This window comes from Erwinia sp. PME.40.26/001 (genome assembly GCF_055556675.1).
In genome coordinates, this window is record NZ_JBVHNP010000001.1 from 897,546 (window position 1) to 915,418 (window position 17,873).

Sequence of the window (17,873 nt, forward strand, 5' to 3'; positions counted from 1 at the left end):
GGTGTCTCGTGCCCGGCGGCCGTCGGGCCGCGGGAACGCTCTTTACTCTGCACGCTCATCCAGTGCGAAGCGGCTGACCGCCGCTGTCAGATATTCTGCCTGTGCTTCCAGTGCTCCCGTTGCAGCCGCGCCCTCTTCTACCAGGGCGGCATTCTGCTGGGTCACCTGATCCATCTGGCCTACCGCCAGTGCAACCTGTTCAATCCCGCGTCGCTGCTCGTCGCTGGCGGCGGCAATTTCGCCCATAATGTCGTTCACCCGGTTGACCGACTGGAGGATCTCATCCATCGTTTCCCCGGCTGAAGCGACCTGCTTAGCCCCCTGATCGACCCGGCTGACCGACTCTTCAATCAGGGTTTTAATCTCTTTCGCCGCCTGCGCGCTGCGCTGAGCGAGGTTACGCACTTCACCCGCAACGACCGCAAAACCGCGTCCCTGCTCTCCGGCGCGGGCCGCTTCGACCGCCGCATTCAGTGCCAGAATATTGGTCTGGAAGGCAATACCGTCAATGACACTGGTAATGTCGGCAATCCGCTTTGAACTGCCGGCGATGGCGTTCATGGTGGTCACCACATTGCCGGTCAGAGCGCCCCCTTTGTGCGCCGTTCCCGAAGCTTCACGCGCCAGGTCTGAAGCCTGACGGGCGTTATCGGCGTTCGCAGATACCGTCGCCGTCAACTGCTCCATGCTGGCCGCTGTCTGCGCCAGTGAGGCCGCCTGCTGTTCGGTGCGGGCGGAGAGATCGTTGTTACCGGCGGCGATCTCGCCAATACCGGTCTGCATGGCGCGGCTGCCGTCACGCACGTCACGCACGGTCGAGGCCAGCGCCTGCTGCATATGCTGCAGGCTGGTGAACAGCTGGCCCAGTTCATTGCGGCTTCCGGCTTCCACTTCGCCGTTCAGATTACCGGAGGCAATGCGCTCAAAATGGCTGCGCATCCGCGCCAGTGGCGCAATCAGTGCCTGCTTCACCCACCACAGCGCCGCCAGGGTGACCAGAAGTGACAGTGTCACTGAAACCGCGAAAATCACCTTCGACTGGAAGTAGAAGCCTTTGCTGGCGGCCCCGGCGTGGTCACGCAGTTCATCGATGTGTTTCATCCAGCGCTGGTACTGCACCTGGAACTTGTCCTGCTTGCCCTGCGTGGGAGAATCAAGAAACGCCTGCAGCTGATTGTTCTGCAGCCAGGCGATCAGCTGTGACAGCTCGCTGTAATAGACGTCATAGGCCGCCACGATATCTTTTTCTAATGCCAGCCCTTCCGGGGTGACCACAGGGATCGCTTTAAATTCTTTAAATGCTTTGTCGGCCCGATCAAGGTCACTCTGCGCTTTGGTCATCAGGCTGACCACCTGCTCACGCGGCACATTCAGTGCTGCACGGGTGCCGGCACGGCTCAGTGTCACACGGGTGCTGAGCAGCGCTGCCCAGCTTTCACCCAGCGCGTCACGCTGGTCTCCGCTGATTTCAACCTGGTGAATATTGTCAGCATCCAGGCGGAAAGAGTTAAAGGACAGTCCGCTGGAGGCGATCTGCATCAGACAAAACACGCCAAGCAGGGCGATGATGGTGCCAGATATACGTAAACGACCTAACATTGCGCACTCCCCGGAAAGTCACCTGATACAGGCAACAAAAATGATTCTTTTTCATCGGACCGCCCGTTAACCGGGCTGGCCCTTTGTGACGTGATGCCCGCTTCAGGAATTAAAACGTTTCCCAGTTATCATCTGATTTGCTGGCCGGCAGCGCTTTACGCGATGCTGACGGAGGTGACAGCAACGGAGAAACCTGCGCCCTGTTGTTATTAACGGCCGCGGTGACATTTTCTTTACGAATTCGGAAAACTGCCACGGCCTGAGTCAGCCGGCTGGCCTGATCTTCCAGCGATGCCGCTGCGGAAGCCGACTCTTCCACCAGGGACGCATTCTGCTGAGTGACGCGGTCCATCTCATTAACGGCCGTACCAACCTGGTCGATGCCCCGGCTCTGTTCGTCACTGGCGGAGGCGATCTCACCCATGATGTCGGTGACGCGGGTCACCGCGCTGACGATGTCATTCATGGTTTCTCCCGCGCTTTCCACCAGCACCGAGCCGGTATCCACGCGTGACACGGAATCCTCAATCAGGCCTTTAATTTCTTTTGCCGCCTGGGCACTGCGCTGGGCCAGGTTACGCACTTCCCCGGCCACCACCGCAAAACCACGGCCCTGCTCACCGGCGCGGGCCGCTTCCACCGCCGCATTCAGCGCCAGGATATTGGTCTGGAAGGCGATACCGTCGATCACGCTGATAATATCGGCGATTTTCTTCGAACTGCCGGCGATGTCATTCATGGTTTTCACCACGCCATCCACCACTTTGCCGCCCTTCTGCGCGGTCTCAGAGGCGCTGAGGGCCAGCTGCGACGCCTGACGGGCGTTTTCGGCGTTCTGTTTCACCGTGGAGGTCAGCTGCTCCATGCTGGCAGCGGTCTGCTGCAGCGCGGACGCCTGCTCTTCGGTACGGGAGGAGAGATCGTTATTTCCGGCTGCAATTTCGCTGGCACCGGTATAGATGGCGTCAGATCCGTCGCGCACCACGCTCACCGTCTTCACCAGCTCCTGCTGCATATGCTGCAGGCTGACCGCCAGCTGAGCCATTTCATTGCGCCCTTCTGTATCGATCTGCTGCGTCAGATCGCCGCTGGCGATATGACGGATATGGTCAATGCTGGATTTCAGCGGGCGCAGCAGGATCTGATGGATCCCCGTCCAGACCGTGGCAATGATGATCACCGACACCAGCAGGATGGTCAGCAGTACCCAGATGGCACGCTGATAGGCGCTCTCATTCTGCGCCGCACCGGCTGCCAGCATGGCATCGGTATTTTTCAGCCAGACGGTATACGCCTGCTCAAACCCGTTCTGGAAGCCCGTCGTTGGCTGGTCCACGAAACCTTTAAAATCTCCGCTGGTCAGCATCTGAATCAGCTCGGTTAAGGCGGCGTGCAAAATTTTGTAGTTGTCATTCACACCCTGCACGTGCGGCAGGTTAACCACATCCGCCGGCTGTTCTTTGGTGTATTCGGCAAATTCCTGCTCTGCGGTCGCCAGCTGCGATTTCGCCAGCGCAACCAGATCAGGTACCGTTGAGCCGGTTCCCTGCCCTTTTTCATCCAGCAGATAACGCGTGGCGGCGCGGTTCAGTGTGTTACGGGTTTGTACCAGTGCTATCCATGCGGAGGTAAGATTGGCCTGCTCCCGGCGAATCTGTTGTGTCAGACTGAAGTTTTCCTTATCCCCTTTCAGAGACTGGAAAAACAGCCCACCAGAAATTAACTGCAAAGAGCCAAATATTACCAGGACCAGCACCAGGCTGGTCACCACTTTCATACGCTTGAACATACCTTTCCCCAGTTGGATAGCTACTGTGATTTATCGGCAGTGATAGCGGGATCTTTACCAGGTTATGAATAAAGCCCGCAGAATAGCGGGCCAGGGGGGGCGTTCGTCTTTTTTTTAAGCATATCGGGGCTGAGAACAGCCCCATCTGTATTGCTAGAAGGTTTCCCAGTGATCCCCGGTGGCAGCAGGTGCCGCCAGCTTCGGCGCAGCAGAGGCGCTCAGTGCGGGCCGTTTCAGCACAGCCGCCGGTATGGTTTTCTGTTGACTGAGGCGGAACACGGCCACGGCCTGGGTCAGCCGACTGGCCTGATCTTCCAGCGACGCGGCAGCGGAAGCTGACTCCTCCACCAGGGCGGCATTCTGCTGGGTGACGCGGTCCATCTCGTTAACGGCCGTGCCAACCTGGTCGATACCGCGGCTCTGCTCGTCGCTGGCGGAGGCGATTTCGCCCATGATGTCGGTGACGCGGGTCACCGCGCTGACGATATCATTCATGGTCTCTCCGGCGCTTTCCACCAGCACCGAACCGGTATTCACCCGCGAGACAGAATCCTCAATCAGGCCCTTAATTTCTTTTGCCGCCTGGGCACTGCGACCAGCGAGGTTGCGCACTTCCCCGGCCACCACCGCAAAACCACGGCCCTGCTCACCGGCGCGGGCGGCTTCCACCGCCGCGTTCAGTGCCAGGATATTGGTCTGGAAGGCAATACCGTCGATTACGCTGATAATATCGGCGATTTTCTTCGAACTGCCGGCGATGTCACTCATGGTTTTCACCACACCATCCACCACTTTCCCGCCCTTCTGCGCGGTCTCCGAGGCGCTGAGGGCCAGCTGAGAGGCCTGGCGGGCATTTTCGGCGTTCTGTTTCACCGTGGCGGTCAGCTGCTCCATGCTGGCGGCAGTTTCCTGCAGCGCCGAGGCCTGCTGTTCGGTACGGGAGGAGAGGTCGTTATTCCCGGCGGAGATTTCGCTGGCCCCGGTATAGATGGCGTCAGAACCGTCGCGCACCACGCTGACCGTTCGGATCAGCTCCTCCTGCATATGCTGCAGGCTGGCCGCAAGCTGGGCCATTTCATTACGCCCTTCCACAGCAATGGGACGCGTCAGATCGCCGCTGGCGATGCGGCGGATATGCTCAATACTGGTTTGCAGCGGACGCAGCAGGATATGGCGAATGCCGCTCCATACACCGGTAATCACTAATAGCGACACCACCAGAGCAAGGCCGAGGATCCAGATCGCCTGCCCGTAAGCGCGCAGGTTTTCTTCTGCCCCCGCAGCGGCCTGTGCGTCATTATTCGTCAGCCAGGCATCATAGGCATGAGCAAAACCATCCTGATAGCCCTGGGTCGGTTGATCAAAAAACTCATTAATTTTCCCGGCGTTCATCAGCTGGATCAGTTCGCTCAGCGCCGAGTGGAGGATGTCATAATTTTTCTGGATAGCCAGTACGTTGTCGGCCGTTTTGCCCTGTTCTGACAGGCGGGAATGCCACAGTGCATAATTTTTTTCTGCCAGGGTCAACTGCCCCTGAGCCTCGCTCAGCAGCTGCTTCACCGCCTCGCTGATCCCTTCACGGTTAGCATCCAGGGTATAGCGGATCCCCGATCGATTGAGCGTGTTACGCGCCTGAATCAGCGCGATCCATGACTGGTTGAGTGCGGACTGTTGCAGACGAAGCTGCTGGGAGACGGCGAAGTTGTCTTTATCGCCTTTCAGGGCCTGGAAGAACAAGCCCCCTGTGATGAGCTGTAATGAACCGAAAAACACCAGCACCAGAATCAAACTGGTGACGACCTTCATACGCTTAAACATAATGTTCCTTATTAAACAGTTGACGCTGCTGTTATCGGCAGGCGGCTGCGGATCTTTATGTGGTCGCGTTGCGGTTAAGGTAGTCAGTTATCTGGCAGAGAGGGCCATGAAACCCTCCGTTATCCTTTCTCTCCCCGCATATTGCCAGGGTAATCCACCGTGCGGGGCGGCCACCGAACGGGCCGCCCTCTGCGGTTCAACGGGTGGTCAGAAGGTTTCCCAGTGACTGTCAGACGCGGCGGCCTGCGGCTTACCGACGGTGACAGGTTTCAGTACTGGCCGCTTCAGCGGGGCCGGAGCCACGCTTCCCTGGCGGGCAATGCGGAAGACGGCGACGGCCTGAGTCAGTCGGCTGGCCTGATCTTCCAGGGAAGCGGCTGCCGAGGCAGACTCTTCAACCAGTGAGGCATTCTGCTGGGTGACGCGGTCCATTTCAGTCACTGCCGTGCCGACCTGGTCAATACCGCGGCTCTGTTCATCGCTGGCGGACGCAATCTCGCCCATGATGTCGGTCACGCGGCTGACCGCGTTGACGATATCCGTCATGGTTTCACCGGCGGTACCCACCAGCACTGACCCGCTGTCCACGCGTGCCACAGAATCTTCAATCAGGCTCTTGATCTCTTTCGCTGCCTGGGCGCTGCGCTGGGCAAGATTGCGGACTTCACCCGCGACCACTGCAAATCCACGGCCCTGCTCACCGGCGCGGGCAGCTTCTACCGCCGCGTTCAGCGCCAGAATATTGGTCTGGAAAGCAATTCCGTCAATCACGCTGGTAATATCAGCAATCTTCTTCGAACTGCCCGCGATGTCATTCATGGTTTTCACCACGCCATCGACCACCTGGCCACCCTTACGGGCCGTCACCGACGCGTTCAACGCCAGCTGCGAGGCCTGACGGGCATTTTCCGCATTCTGTTTTACCGTCGCGGTCAGCTGTTCCATGCTGGCAGCGGTCTGCTCCAGCGAGGCCGCCTGCTCTTCGGTACGCGCGGAGAGATCATTGTTACCGGCGGCAATTTCACTGGCCCCGGTATAAATCGCATCGGAGCCGTCGCGCACGACGCTGACCGTTTTCACCAGCGCCTGCTGCATATCATGCAGGCTGGACGCCAGCTGGGTCATTTCATTGCGCCCGCTGATTTCAATGTGCTTCGTCAGGTCGCCTTCAGCAATGTTACGGATGTGGCCAATGGTGGCTTGCAGCGGACGGATCAGGATGTTACGCAGGCCAAACCAGCACAGCACAATCAGGGCCATCACCAGCACCATCACGGCACCGATGGTCCACAGCATATGCACGTAAGCCTGCTGGTTCTGCACGGCTCCTTTGGCACTCAGTTCATTTTGCAGATTACGCCATTCGGTATAGACGCCCTGCATGGCGATCTGCTTCTTCTCGATGTTCTGTTTGAACATCGCATCCAGCTGCTTGTTCTCCATCTGCCCGGTCATCACTTCCAGCGCCTGAACGTAATCAGCATAGCGCTGCTGGAGGCGTTCGGTCAGCTGTGGATCGATGCCCGGCGTCGGCGGGGTTGCCTGGAACGCATCATACGATTTCTGCGCGGCAATCAGCTGCTGTTTGGCCTGTGCGCTCAGCGTGGCGAGGGACGCGCTGCTGCCGCTGTTGGCGGCTTCGCTCTGGATCCGCAACATGCCGCGGTTCAGCGTGATACGCGTCTGGTTGAGCGTCACCCAGGCATCGGTAAACAGGGAGACATTATCATTGGCCGTTTTGGACACGGCAAAGCTGTTTTTATCGTGGGTGAGCGCGTTGATAAACAGGCCGCCGGCGGCCAGCTGGAGAATGCCGAAGATCAACAGCACCAGAATCAGACTGGTAACGACTTTAATACGCGAAAACATAGGTAACCTTTGGTGTAATTTATGGAATAACACTGGGGGTATCGGTCGGGAGACGGCGATCTTTATGTTGTGAAGGGTTAAATAACTAAAAGAGGCAGAGACGCGAATTTTCCTCCTTTTTTGGGACTGACTCCGCCTATACACCCTGTATTTACAGGGACAAAAAGGTGCATTTAACAGCATCGCAGAGCATATTTTCACCCTGTCACGAAACCTCAGATCACATTCAGATATCAACGGAATAAAACAGGAGAAGACAAATACAGCAAGGAGGGGGTCAGGGAGAGGTCTGTTCTTTCGGTGTTAAGGTCAGTGACAAAAGGGATGAGGATAATAAAAGGGCGGATCGTCGATCCGCCCTTCTCGCTACTACGCGCTGCGCAGTGTATCCATCAGCGCCATCTCTTCGCTACTTAACAGCTTCTCGATATCGACAAGGATCAGCATACGCTCACCGAGCGCACCCAGACCGGTCAGATATTCGGTCGACATGGTGACGGCGAACTCCGGGGAAGGCCGGATCTGATCCTGCGTCAGGGACAGTACGTCAGACACGCCATCCACGACGATGCCCACCACGCGCTGTTCCAGATTCAGCACAATGACCACGGTGTTGTCGTTATAGACCACACCCGGCTGTGCGAACTTGATGCGCAGGTCAATAATCGGCACGATCACACCGCGCAGGTTAGTCACACCCTTAATAAACGCCGGGGTGTTAGCAATACGCGTCACCTGATCGTACCCGCGGATCTCCTGAACTTTCAGGATATCAATACCGTATTCTTCGTCACCCAGCGTAAACACCAGGAACTCCTGACCCACGGTTTCGCCGGCGAGTTTAGTGACAGTGGCCATTCCAGTCATAATTCTACCCTTAATCAGTTATTGTCAGGCTGCGGCTCCCGCCACACGCTTTTCACGGTTCAGAGACTGCAGTGCAGAGACATCCACAATCAGCGCTACGCTGCCATCACCCAGGATGGTAGCGGCGGAGATGCCCGGCACTTTGCGATAGTTGCTTTCCAGGTTTTTCACTACCACCTGGTGCTGACCAATCAGCTGATCGACCAGCAGCGCATAGCGTTTCCCGGCGCTCTGCAGGATGACAACAATCCCCTGCGTGGCTTCGGTTTTGGCCCCCTGGACCTCAAAGACGTTCCACAGCTCAACCAGCGGCAGATATTCACCGCGGACTTCCAGCACGCGTTCACCGCCTGCCAGTGCTTTCAGGTCATCTGCCAGTGGCTGCAGGGATTCCATCACGGCATTCAGCGGCAGGATAAATACTTCGTTTGCCACGCGCACGGACATCCCGTCAAGGATTGCCAGCGTCAGCGGCAGCAGGATGCGGATCGTCGTGCCTTTACCCTGTCGGGACGCGATTTCAACGTGCCCACCCATCTCCTGGATATTACGTTTCACCACGTCCATGCCAACGCCACGGCCGGAGACGTCCGTAACCTGCTCGGCGGTCGAAAAGCCCGGCGCGAAGATCAGCATGCCGACTTCTTCATCGCTCATGGATTCGCTAACCGGCAGCCCGGAAGAAAGCGCTTTCGCCAGAATACGTTCGCGGTTCAGGCCGGCCCCGTCATCGGTAACTTCGATGCAGATATTGCCGCCCTGATGTTCCGCAGACAGCGTCAGATTCCCGACCGCATGTTTCCCTGCCGCCTGACGTTTTTCCGGCGTTTCAATACCGTGGTCAAGGCTGTTACGCACCAGGTGCGTTAACGGGTCGATAATGCGCTCGATCAGGCTCTTGTCCAGTTCGGTCGAGCTGCCCATCAGGGTCAGTTCCACTTCTTTACCCAGCTTGCTGGCCAGGTCACGCACCAGACGCGGGAAACGGCTGAAGACGTATTCCATCGGCATCATACGAATCGACATGACCGATTCTTGCAGATCGCGGGCGTTACGCTCCAGCTGTCCCATGCTGTTCAGCAGCTCGCCGTGGTTAACCGGATCAAGTTCACCCGAACGCTGCGCCAGCATCGACTGGGTGATCACCAGTTCGCCGACCAGGTTAATCAGCTGATCGACCTTCTCTACCGCGACGCGGATACTGGTCGACTCACTGACTTTGGGATTAGCCGCTTTCTTCGCAGGTTCACGCTTAAGCTGAACCACATCGCTGACGGCAGCCAGCTCAGGTTCCGCGGCGACCTCCATCTCGGCTTCAGCCTCAACAGCGGGTGCGTCGGCCATTGCGGTGGCGATATCCACCACATCGGCCTGCGGGAAGTGGATCTGTGATTCATCAATCACAAAGCACAGCACCGCAACGATATCGTCTTTACCGACGGAGGAGTCCAGCGTGGCTTCCAGGAAGTCTGCGCCTTTTACCGCATCAGAAACCGTGCCCAGATTACCCAGCTCTTCCAGCATCAGGTCGGCTTCGTTCGCCTTCAGCGCTGTCAGCTTAATACGCAGACCGTTGGAAGCAACGGAAGCCGTTCCTCCCGCAGGCACCGCAGAAATTTCAGACACCGGGGCTTCACCTTTCGCTTCCAGCGCCAGCTGGCGCAGAGCCTGACAAATGTAGGCGAACGTAGCGGCATCGGGCTCTGAGGCGGTTTTATACGCATCCAGCTGTTCCTGCATAATATCTTTGGTTTCCAAAAACAGGTTGATGATATCGGTACTGAGCTGCATTTCGCCGCGGCGCGCACCGTCAAGAATGTTTTCCAGAATATGCGTGGTTTCCTGTAACACAGTAAAACCAAAGGTACCCGCCCCGCCTTTAATCGAGTGGGCCGCACGGAAGATAGCGTTAAGCTGTTCCGAATCTGGTTCCTGCGGGTCAAGACCCAACAGGTGTTGTTCCATGTCCGCCAACAATTCATCGGCTTCATCAAAGAACGTCTGGTAAAAATCGCTGATATCCATGCTCACGGTATCACCTCGGCTGTGAGTCGCGATCGGTCTGGGTCGTTGGTGCCGGTGCGGCCGGTAACGAGGTTACCGGTGCAGCAGTACTGACAGACTCAGCCTGTGATTGTTGAGGGTCTTGGTTATTTGTGGCTGTGGAAGGAACTTCCGGCGCCGCTATCTGTTTAAGGCTACTTGCATCATTAATCTGTACCGCATCACTTTCGGCATTTTCCCGCTCAATCTGAGCTTCAGTGTCGTGGTTCAACACCAGCAGACTGATGCGTCGATTTACCGAGTCGTTTCCGCCGCGATTTTTCAGTTTCATGGTGTCAGACATGCCCACCACGCGCAGCATCTTGCCACCGTCCAGCCCTCCCAGGACCAACTCGCGCCGCGACGCATTGGCGCGGTCAGCAGAGAGTTCCCAGTTACTGTAGCCACGGTCGCCCCCGGCATACTGAAAATCATCGGTATGGCCCGCCAGGCTGATCCGGTTCGGAATATCATTCAGAATCGGGGCAATGGCGCGCAAAATATCGCGCATATAGGGTTCAACCTCTGCGCTACCGGTTTTAAACATCGGTCGGTTCTGGCTGTCGATAATCTGAATACGCAGCCCCTCTTCAACCATATTAATAATCAGGTGTGGACGCAGCGCCCGCAGACGGGGATCGGCTTCAATCAGCTGATCCAGCTTTTCACGCAGGCGGTTCAGACGAATCTCCTCCAGCTTGCGTTTCTGCGCATCCATATCGACAACTTTATGCACTTCACCACTCTTTTCCGTCGGGTCCTGGCCACCGCCAGGGATCGGGCTTGAGCTGTCACTGCTGCGCTGCCCGCCGGTTAACGCCACTTTCAGTGGCGTCTTAAAGTAATCGGCAATCTGAATCAATTGTTGAGGACTAGAGATAGAAATCAGCCACATCACCATAAAAAAAGCCATCATGGCCGTCATAAAGTCGGCGTAGGCGATTTTCCATGAACCGTGCGAGCCGGCATGTTTATTCGACTTTTTCCGCTTTACCAGCACAATGGGGTGATTGTTATGCTTCATGCGTCTTGGTCCGAAGTCTGCTTAGTGGATTTCGCATTACGGACATGCTCCTCCAGCTCGGTAAACGACGGTCGGTCGGTCGAATACAACGTCTTACGACCAAACTCCACCGCAATCTGCGGGGCATAACCGTTGAGGCTGGAAAGCAGCGTGACCTTAATGCACTGCATCATCTTGGTGTTCTCTGCACACTTCTGGCGTAATACCCCCGCCAGCGGAGAGATAAAACCGTACGCCAGCAAAATCCCGAGGAAGGTTCCCACCATGGCGTTCGCAATCAACGCACCCAGCTCTGCCGCGGGTCGGTCTGCAGACGCCAGGGTATGGATGACCCCCATTACCGCAGCAACAATCCCGAAGGCCGGAAGGGAATCCCCCATGGTGGCCAGTGCCGTTGCCGGCACATCACACTCGTGTTCGTAGGTTTCGATCTCTTCATCCATCAACGCTTCAATCTCAAAGGCATTCATATTGCCGCTGACCATCAGGCGTAAATAGTCGGTAATAAAGTCCACTAATCTTTTATCGGCAAGAATGCGCGGGTAATTAGCGAAAATCTCACTTTCCTGTGGATTTTCGATATCCCGCTCCAGCGACAGCATGCCCTGCTGACGTGATTTCGCCATCAGGCGATACAGCAGAGCCATCAGATCCATATACACGGCTTTGTTATATTTCGAGCCGCGCATCAGCAGGGGTAACGCTTTTACCGTCGCTTTAATCGCCTTGCCGTTATTACCGACGATAAATGCGCCAATGCCCGATCCGACAATGATCAGCACTTCTGAGGGTTGGTATAACGCGCCGAGGTGGCCGCCGACCATTGCGAAGCCGCCTAACACCGACCCGAGGACAAGGATGTAACCCAATATAATCAGCACGAAAAATCCTTACGCTGTAAACGTGTGGGTGGGTGAAAGCCAGATTATTCAGGTAGGGACACCAGGCGTGGGCAAAAAAAAAGCAGCGGTCAAAGACCGCTGCTGGATTCACTCCACGTGGCGAACACTATTAAACGGCTTGTTTAACCTGTTCATCCAGCAGTTGTGAATTGTTATCGGCAGTTTCTGCGATAAGTTTACGTCTTTTTACCGCCCGGGATGGGGGCTGGCAAAGGCTGCAGGTAAAGCTGCCGACGGGCTGATGGGCGTGATTAATAAAGCTTCCGCCACAGCACTTACAGCCAGTTAATTCCAGCATTCCACTTTCAACAAACCGGACCAGGGTCCAGGCGCGTGTCAGCGCTAATAGTGGGCCCTCGTCCTGTTGTGGGCACTGCTCCAGGTAGAGGCGGTACGCTTTAATCACGGCCTCAACCCCGGTGCATAACCCGGTTTTCACCAGGAACTGCCAGGCATTACAGAACATAGAAGCATGGATATTCTGCTCCCACGTCATAAACCAGTCGGTAGAGAACGGCAGCATTCCTTTTGGAGGTGGGCTACCGCGTAACTCTTTATACAGTTTGATTAAGCGGCCGCGGCTTAACTGCGTTTCGCTTTCGAGCATCTGCAGGCGGGCACCCAATGTAATGAGTTCCATCGCCAACTGAATGTCGCGTGCTTCCTGAACGATACTTTTCTCACTCATCAGCTTGCCGCCCTCTTTTTCGGTTCTGCATCTTTCGATACATCACGTAATAAACGGCTGGAGAGCAGAATTCCCGTATGGATCTGCTGCAGGTCGTCCACGCGTGATTCCTGAGTTAAACGGCTAATTGATTTGTGATCGTTGAAACGGAACTGACACACCAGTTGATTGGTTTCTGCCAGCTTGACCATTTCAGGCAACGTCAGACCTGCAAGAGCATCGGCCATTGGCTCATCGATACCCAGGCGGAACATTGCAGAGGCTTTTTCCTGATTAATTAAACGTTGTGCGAGTAATAAATAAGACAAATTGATGTCGTAAATATGTTTGAGTAATTCTGATGTACCCATTTTTTTTTCCATCCTGACTGACACTACTTTTAACGTGTGCGGCTTAAGCCGCTACCATGGTTGCTGGTTGGTAAATCTAAAGATGGCAAAAAATTAGTGGCAAACGCCAAACGTATAAATAAGCTGTCTTGTTTTCGGTGAACCAAGCCAGGAAATAATCATGAATTCATTTTGCCAGTGGCCATTCCTGAGCCATCTCATCCCTGACTTCTTCCGTGACTTCTTGTTACATTCTTTTAGGACTATTCCTAAAACAACGCAACTCTATCCCCTCTGATCGCGACATACAACGAGAGCCAAGCCAAATTTTAGATAAAGTGTGACGCAGGTCACACTTTTAAGGCAAATAATTCCCAAAAACCCATCAGTAACGCTGTTGATTAGCTCACTAACTAATCATTATGCTCATTTTTTGTAAATTTCACCCCGTGAGCAACCATTAGCCAGGCAAAACAACCTCAGATGGAACATTAAAGCGAAGCCAAGCGGTCGCCTGACGAGTTGATAGAGAATAATAATAACTTAAGCGTATTTTTGCAGAGTTTTATGCTAATTAATGGCACGGGGAAGGCAGTAAGGATTAGTTACTCACGGTGAATATTTGACCACTACATGAAGGCAGAAATGTGACACAGCTCAGGTTTTTTAAAGGAAGTGATAACGGTTTGTAAGCAGTTCACCCCTTATGTTTAGGGTCTGCCAGAAGATGTAAACAGCCGTTACATAAGAGATATGAATGAATAGGTGGAAACACTAGGAATAACCTTATGATTATCGACAACCCGCGTAGAATCTTTAGCGAAAAGTAGATTTATTTGATTTTCTGTGGTCCTGGTGTCTGTTTTTTCGACAATTAACCGCATAAATTACGTAGAGACGATGAAGGATGGTTAAGCGGGGCGGGAAAAAAACAGGGGGCGACGCCCCCTTTCAGTTGCCTTTCTTATTTATACTGGACCGCCTGATCAGGCGAGTTTCGGGAAAGCGGCCACATTATTCTCCTTTTCAATGGCCCTCCCCTGAATCGGCAGCGCCTGCAGGTCCTGCAGGTAGCTTTCCCGCCAGTGGGCGATGTCGTTCTGGCGCAGCACGTTCATCATGTCGTTATAGCGGGAGATACGTTCCGTGCGTGACATGGTCAGCGCCTGATTCAGTGCAGCGGCTACCTCATCGCGATCGTAAGGGTTAACAATCAGCGCCGACGTCAGTTCGTTAGCCGCCCCGGCGAAGCGTGACAGCACCAGCACGCCAGGATCGTCCGGGTCCTGTGCAGCGACATACTCTTTTGCCACCAGATTCATGCCATCACGCAGCGGGGTCACCAGGCCGATATCCGTCAGCCGGAAAATCTTCATCAGCAGACGGCGATCAAAATGCTGATTCAGATAGTACAGCGGCGTCCAGCCCAGCGTGCCGTACTTGCCGTTGATCCGCCCGGCTTCCGTTTCCAACTGATGACGAATATCCTGATAGGCCTGCACGTCACCGCGCGACGTCGGGGCAATCTGTGAATAACGGATTTTGCCGCGATGCTCCGGGTAGTTCTCCAGCAACGCTTCATAGGCAAGAAAGCGCTCCGGCAATCCCTTCGAGTAGTCCAGACGCTCACAGGCGATGATATTTTTTGCATCACCGAGATCTTTTTTCATCGCCACCATCTTCGGCGGCAGCGGCCCTTCTGCCATCTCTTTGATGCTGTCGGGCTCGATCCCTATCGGATAGACCTCCGTAGTGAAGCGATTGCCGAATGCCCGGTGCTGTTTACCCTCACTGTTCAGCGTGGTCTGCAGTGCCACACACTCAAGGAACGCCATACGATCGCTTTCCGTCTGGAAGCCCAGCAGATCGTAATCACACATCATTTCCAGCAGATCGGCATGAGGCGGCAGTGCGTTGAAAATCTCTGGCGTCGGGAAGGGAATATGCAGGAAGAATCCAATACGGTTATTCACCCCCAGCTTGCGCAGTTCAGCGGCAAACGGCAGCAGATGATAATCATGGATCCACAGCACATCGTCTTCCTGCAGCAGCGGTACCAGACGCTGGGCCAGCTGCGTATTCACGCGCTGATAGCCATCCCAGGCCTCACGCTGGAAATTGACCAGGTCAAGACGATAGTGGAAAGCAGGCCACAGCACGGCATTGGAGAACTGCAGGTAATAGAGGTCATAATCGTTCTGGTTCAGACCGAAAGAGGCATAGGTGATGCCGTCCTGCTCCAGCATACTGAGCTCTTCTTCATCTTCACCAATTTCAGTGATATCTCCATTCCAGCCGTACCACACGCCCCCGGTAGTCTTCAACGCGTCGACGATCCCGACGGTGAGCCCTCCTGCACTGGCCTTACTGCCATCCGGGATAGCAATACGGTTAGATACGACAACTAAGCGACTCATAACCTTAACTCCTTACTGACGTTATCACGTCTTCATCTAGTTTTATTCGTGCCTGTTCCAGCCAGTGATACACGGCGGCAACATCGCTGAGATGGCCCTGCGCTGCGCTGGTTCCGGCACCGACTTTAATTGATATGCCCTCCATGGCATTGACCACGTTAAACCCTGCCTCGTCGGTCAAATCATCTCCCAGAAAGACCGGAACGCGTCCGGCAAAAGGAGGGTGCTGCATAAATTCTTCAATGGCCGCGCCTTTGTTCACGCCGCGCGGCTTCAGTTCGACCACGCATTTACCCGGCTGTTGCACCAGTTCAGGAAAGCGCGCCACCAGCGAGTCGGCCAGCTGCTCCACGGCCTGCTGGTGCTGGGGGGCCTGTCGGTAGTGCAGGGCAAACGCCATGCCTTTACTTTCCAACTGGGTGCCCGGCAGTACCGCCATGGCCGTGTTCAGCGCCTGACTTAGCGCGGTCACGGTGGCAGGTTGCAGGCGGAGACGTGTGATCTGCCCTTCGCTGTCGCGTCGCTCCGCACCGTGAACACCGGCCATCGGCAGTACCAGCGGGGACGCCAGCGCATCCAGTTGTTCAATCGGACGACCGGAGATCAGTGCCACGGCCCCCTCGCAGCGCTGTGCCAGCCGGTTGAGGTTATCCAGCACCTGAGCCGGAATAGAGACCTCATCAGGGCGTGGCTTAATCGCTGCCAGGGTGCCGTCCACGTCGAAGAAAAAGGCATAGCGGGTGGCCGCCTGCAGGGGGGGAACGAAATCTGTTTGGGTTGTCACACATTCCTCCTGAGTTAACGATCGGGAGATGCTGCTGACAATGAGGGGGACAGCGGTCGTCTGACGAGCGGCGGTGGTGTTAAGCCTGTCGTCAGACGTAGTCGAGGGCAGCAGTACGGCAGCGTCAGCCCTCAGTGCAGACAACATCAGCCTAAAGTATAGCGGGGTTTCCAGAACCTGCCAGAAATCATGCGCTAACTGGCTGCTGCCACAGAGAATTCACATCAATATCCGGCCAGTGGTTGGCCTCTTCCGGGCCGATAATATGATCTTCACAGTAGAGACTGGCGAGATCGATAATATGTGGCGTCAGCCGCTTCCCGCTGTTCAGTGAAAAGAAAACGCAGATTTTAGGCTGCAGTAACGAGTGCTCCCCGGGTTCCGTCACCACCCCGAGCCGCCCGGAGGAGAGGCGGACCAGCGATCCGACCGGATAGATACCGACGGCTTTCACAAACGCGTAGAGCAGTTTACGGTCAAAATGCCCGGGCCAGCTGGCCATCTGGTGCATGGCGCTGGCCGGATTCCACCCTGCCTTGTAGGGCCGGTCGGAGGTTACGGCATCGTAGACGTCGCAGATCGCGGCCATCCGCGACAGCAGGGTAATTGCCCCGGCGCGCAATCCATGGGGATATCCGCTGCCGTTCACCTTTTCATGATGATGCATCGCAACATCCTGCAGGTCATCTTCGGCTCCGCTGCGCCGTAAAATCTCTGCACCGGCCACCGGGTGATACTTCATCAGATCGAACTCCTCCTCCGTCAGCCTGCCGGGTTTATTCAGGATGGCCAGCGGAATCGCCGCTTTACCGACGTCATGAAGCAGACCTGCCATTCCCGCCCTTTTCTTCTGCGCTTCGTCCAGTTCCAGCTGATCGGCCAGCGACAGCATCAGCGCACACACCGCTACCGAGTGAAGATAGGTGTAATCGTCATGGGACTTCAGGCGCACCACGCTGAGTAGCGCCGCCGGATGACGATTAAGCGAACCGGCAATATCGTTCACCAGCGGAACGGTGCTTCGCGCATCAATCGTCTTCCCGAGCCGGGCATCGCCAAACATGGTCATCACCGGGCCCCTGGCCGCCAGGCAGATTTTTTGCGCCTGGGCCATTTCACTGTGCATGGTCACTGCACTGTCTGCGTCTGCAGACGGCGAAACGTACGCGACCGTGGGGTCAGGATCTGACGGTGGTGTCCCCTCCTCCGCCATGATGCACAGCTCAGGGGCCCGTCCGCGAGACAGGTCAATCCATACCTCGCGCACGCCGCTTTCCTGAATGGCCCGCACCTGGCGCGTCTCGGTCAGCAGCATCTCATTGTGTACCAGCGGATGCTTAAGCCAGAACACGTCCAGCTTGTGCAAAAACATCCCTGTCTGCAGTTCATTCACTGCAATACTGATGATCATCCGGTTCTCCCCCTGACAGTATGAATTCCATTCCCTGATCACTATCGGCAGATGATCAAAAAACCTGCGGGATGCTGACGTGAAACGGCGGATTATCGGCCTGCATTGACGCCAGATGTGCCCACGGTCACGTCTTCAGAACTGATGTGTGGCCCGGATCAGGCGGTGGAATACCGCGCCAGCGTGCCGGTTCGGCTGACAGAAACTGAATAAAGCAGACGAAACTTCACCGTCACGTTCGGAGCCGTCTGGAATCAGGGAAAAATCGCTGATGGAAGCCACAGGCTGCGCGCTGATGCGCTACATTGCCTGAACACCAGGGCGGCGGTCTGA

13 protein-coding genes are annotated in these 17,873 nt (G+C 55.8%); all 13 read right to left on the bottom strand.

What is annotated here, in order from left to right; genetic code table 11:
* Positions 1 to 42 precede the first annotated feature (42 nt).
* The 13 genes from ACZ3HG_RS04500 to ACZ3HG_RS04560 all read right to left on the bottom strand — a co-directional run bounded on the left by ACZ3HG_RS04500 (position 43) and on the right by ACZ3HG_RS04560 (position 17,540).
* Positions 43 to 1,599 (bottom strand): methyl-accepting chemotaxis protein, encoded by a 1,557-nt coding sequence (locus ACZ3HG_RS04500; RefSeq protein ID WP_465332015.1) that lies wholly within the window; start codon positions 1,597 to 1,599, stop codon positions 43 to 45.
* A gap of 109 nt (positions 1,600 to 1,708) precedes the next feature.
* On the bottom strand, positions 1,709 to 3,388 hold the full coding sequence (locus ACZ3HG_RS04505) for a methyl-accepting chemotaxis protein (RefSeq protein ID WP_191935792.1): 1,680 nt from the start codon (positions 3,386 to 3,388) through the stop codon (positions 1,709 to 1,711).
* 153 nt (positions 3,389 to 3,541) lie between these two features.
* Positions 3,542 to 5,206, bottom strand: coding sequence for a methyl-accepting chemotaxis protein (locus ACZ3HG_RS04510; protein ID WP_191932615.1), 1,665 nt, complete (start codon positions 5,204 to 5,206; stop codon positions 3,542 to 3,544).
* 207 nt (positions 5,207 to 5,413) lie between these two features.
* Positions 5,414 to 7,075, bottom strand: coding sequence for a methyl-accepting chemotaxis protein (locus ACZ3HG_RS04515; RefSeq protein WP_191935790.1), 1,662 nt, complete (start codon positions 7,073 to 7,075; stop codon positions 5,414 to 5,416).
* A gap of 369 nt (positions 7,076 to 7,444) precedes the next feature.
* Positions 7,445 to 7,942, bottom strand: coding sequence for a chemotaxis protein CheW (gene cheW, locus ACZ3HG_RS04520; protein ID WP_062746338.1), 498 nt, complete (start codon positions 7,940 to 7,942; stop codon positions 7,445 to 7,447).
* 24 nt (positions 7,943 to 7,966) lie between these two features.
* Positions 7,967 to 9,967 (bottom strand): chemotaxis protein CheA, encoded by a 2,001-nt coding sequence (gene cheA / locus ACZ3HG_RS04525; protein WP_191933107.1) that lies wholly within the window; start codon positions 9,965 to 9,967, stop codon positions 7,967 to 7,969.
* 10 nt (positions 9,968 to 9,977) lie between these two features.
* Complete coding sequence (gene motB, locus ACZ3HG_RS04530) at positions 9,978 to 11,009, bottom strand: flagellar motor protein MotB (RefSeq protein ID WP_191932617.1); 1,032 nt, start codon at positions 11,007 to 11,009, stop codon at positions 9,978 to 9,980.
* Complete coding sequence (gene motA / locus ACZ3HG_RS04535; protein ID WP_062746345.1) at positions 11,006 to 11,890, bottom strand: flagellar motor stator protein MotA; 885 nt, start codon at positions 11,888 to 11,890, stop codon at positions 11,006 to 11,008. The genes motB and motA overlap by 4 nt, the downstream gene beginning before the upstream one ends.
* 130 nt (positions 11,891 to 12,020) lie before the next feature.
* Positions 12,021 to 12,599: a flagellar transcriptional regulator FlhC gene (gene flhC, locus ACZ3HG_RS04540; RefSeq protein WP_191932618.1), complete on the bottom strand. Its 579-nt coding sequence runs from the start codon at positions 12,597 to 12,599 to the stop codon at positions 12,021 to 12,023.
* A complete protein-coding gene (gene flhD / locus ACZ3HG_RS04545; RefSeq protein ID WP_191932619.1) occupies positions 12,599 to 12,949 on the bottom strand; it encodes a flagellar transcriptional regulator FlhD in 351 nt (116 codons plus the stop codon). The genes flhC and flhD overlap by 1 nt, the downstream gene beginning before the upstream one ends.
* 965 nt (positions 12,950 to 13,914) lie before the next feature.
* The gene (gene otsA, locus ACZ3HG_RS04550) at positions 13,915 to 15,345 is read right to left on the bottom strand and encodes an alpha,alpha-trehalose-phosphate synthase (RefSeq protein WP_191932620.1); all 1,431 of its coding nucleotides are present in this window, start codon (positions 15,343 to 15,345) and stop codon (positions 13,915 to 13,917) included.
* A gap of 4 nt (positions 15,346 to 15,349) precedes the next feature.
* The gene (gene otsB / locus ACZ3HG_RS04555) at positions 15,350 to 16,129 is read right to left on the bottom strand and encodes a trehalose-phosphatase (RefSeq protein WP_465332021.1); all 780 of its coding nucleotides are present in this window, start codon (positions 16,127 to 16,129) and stop codon (positions 15,350 to 15,352) included.
* A gap of 187 nt (positions 16,130 to 16,316) precedes the next feature.
* Positions 16,317 to 17,540, bottom strand: coding sequence for an HD-GYP domain-containing protein (locus ACZ3HG_RS04560; RefSeq protein ID WP_191935789.1), 1,224 nt, complete (start codon positions 17,538 to 17,540; stop codon positions 16,317 to 16,319).
* Between the last annotated feature and the right edge of the window lie 333 nt (positions 17,541 to 17,873).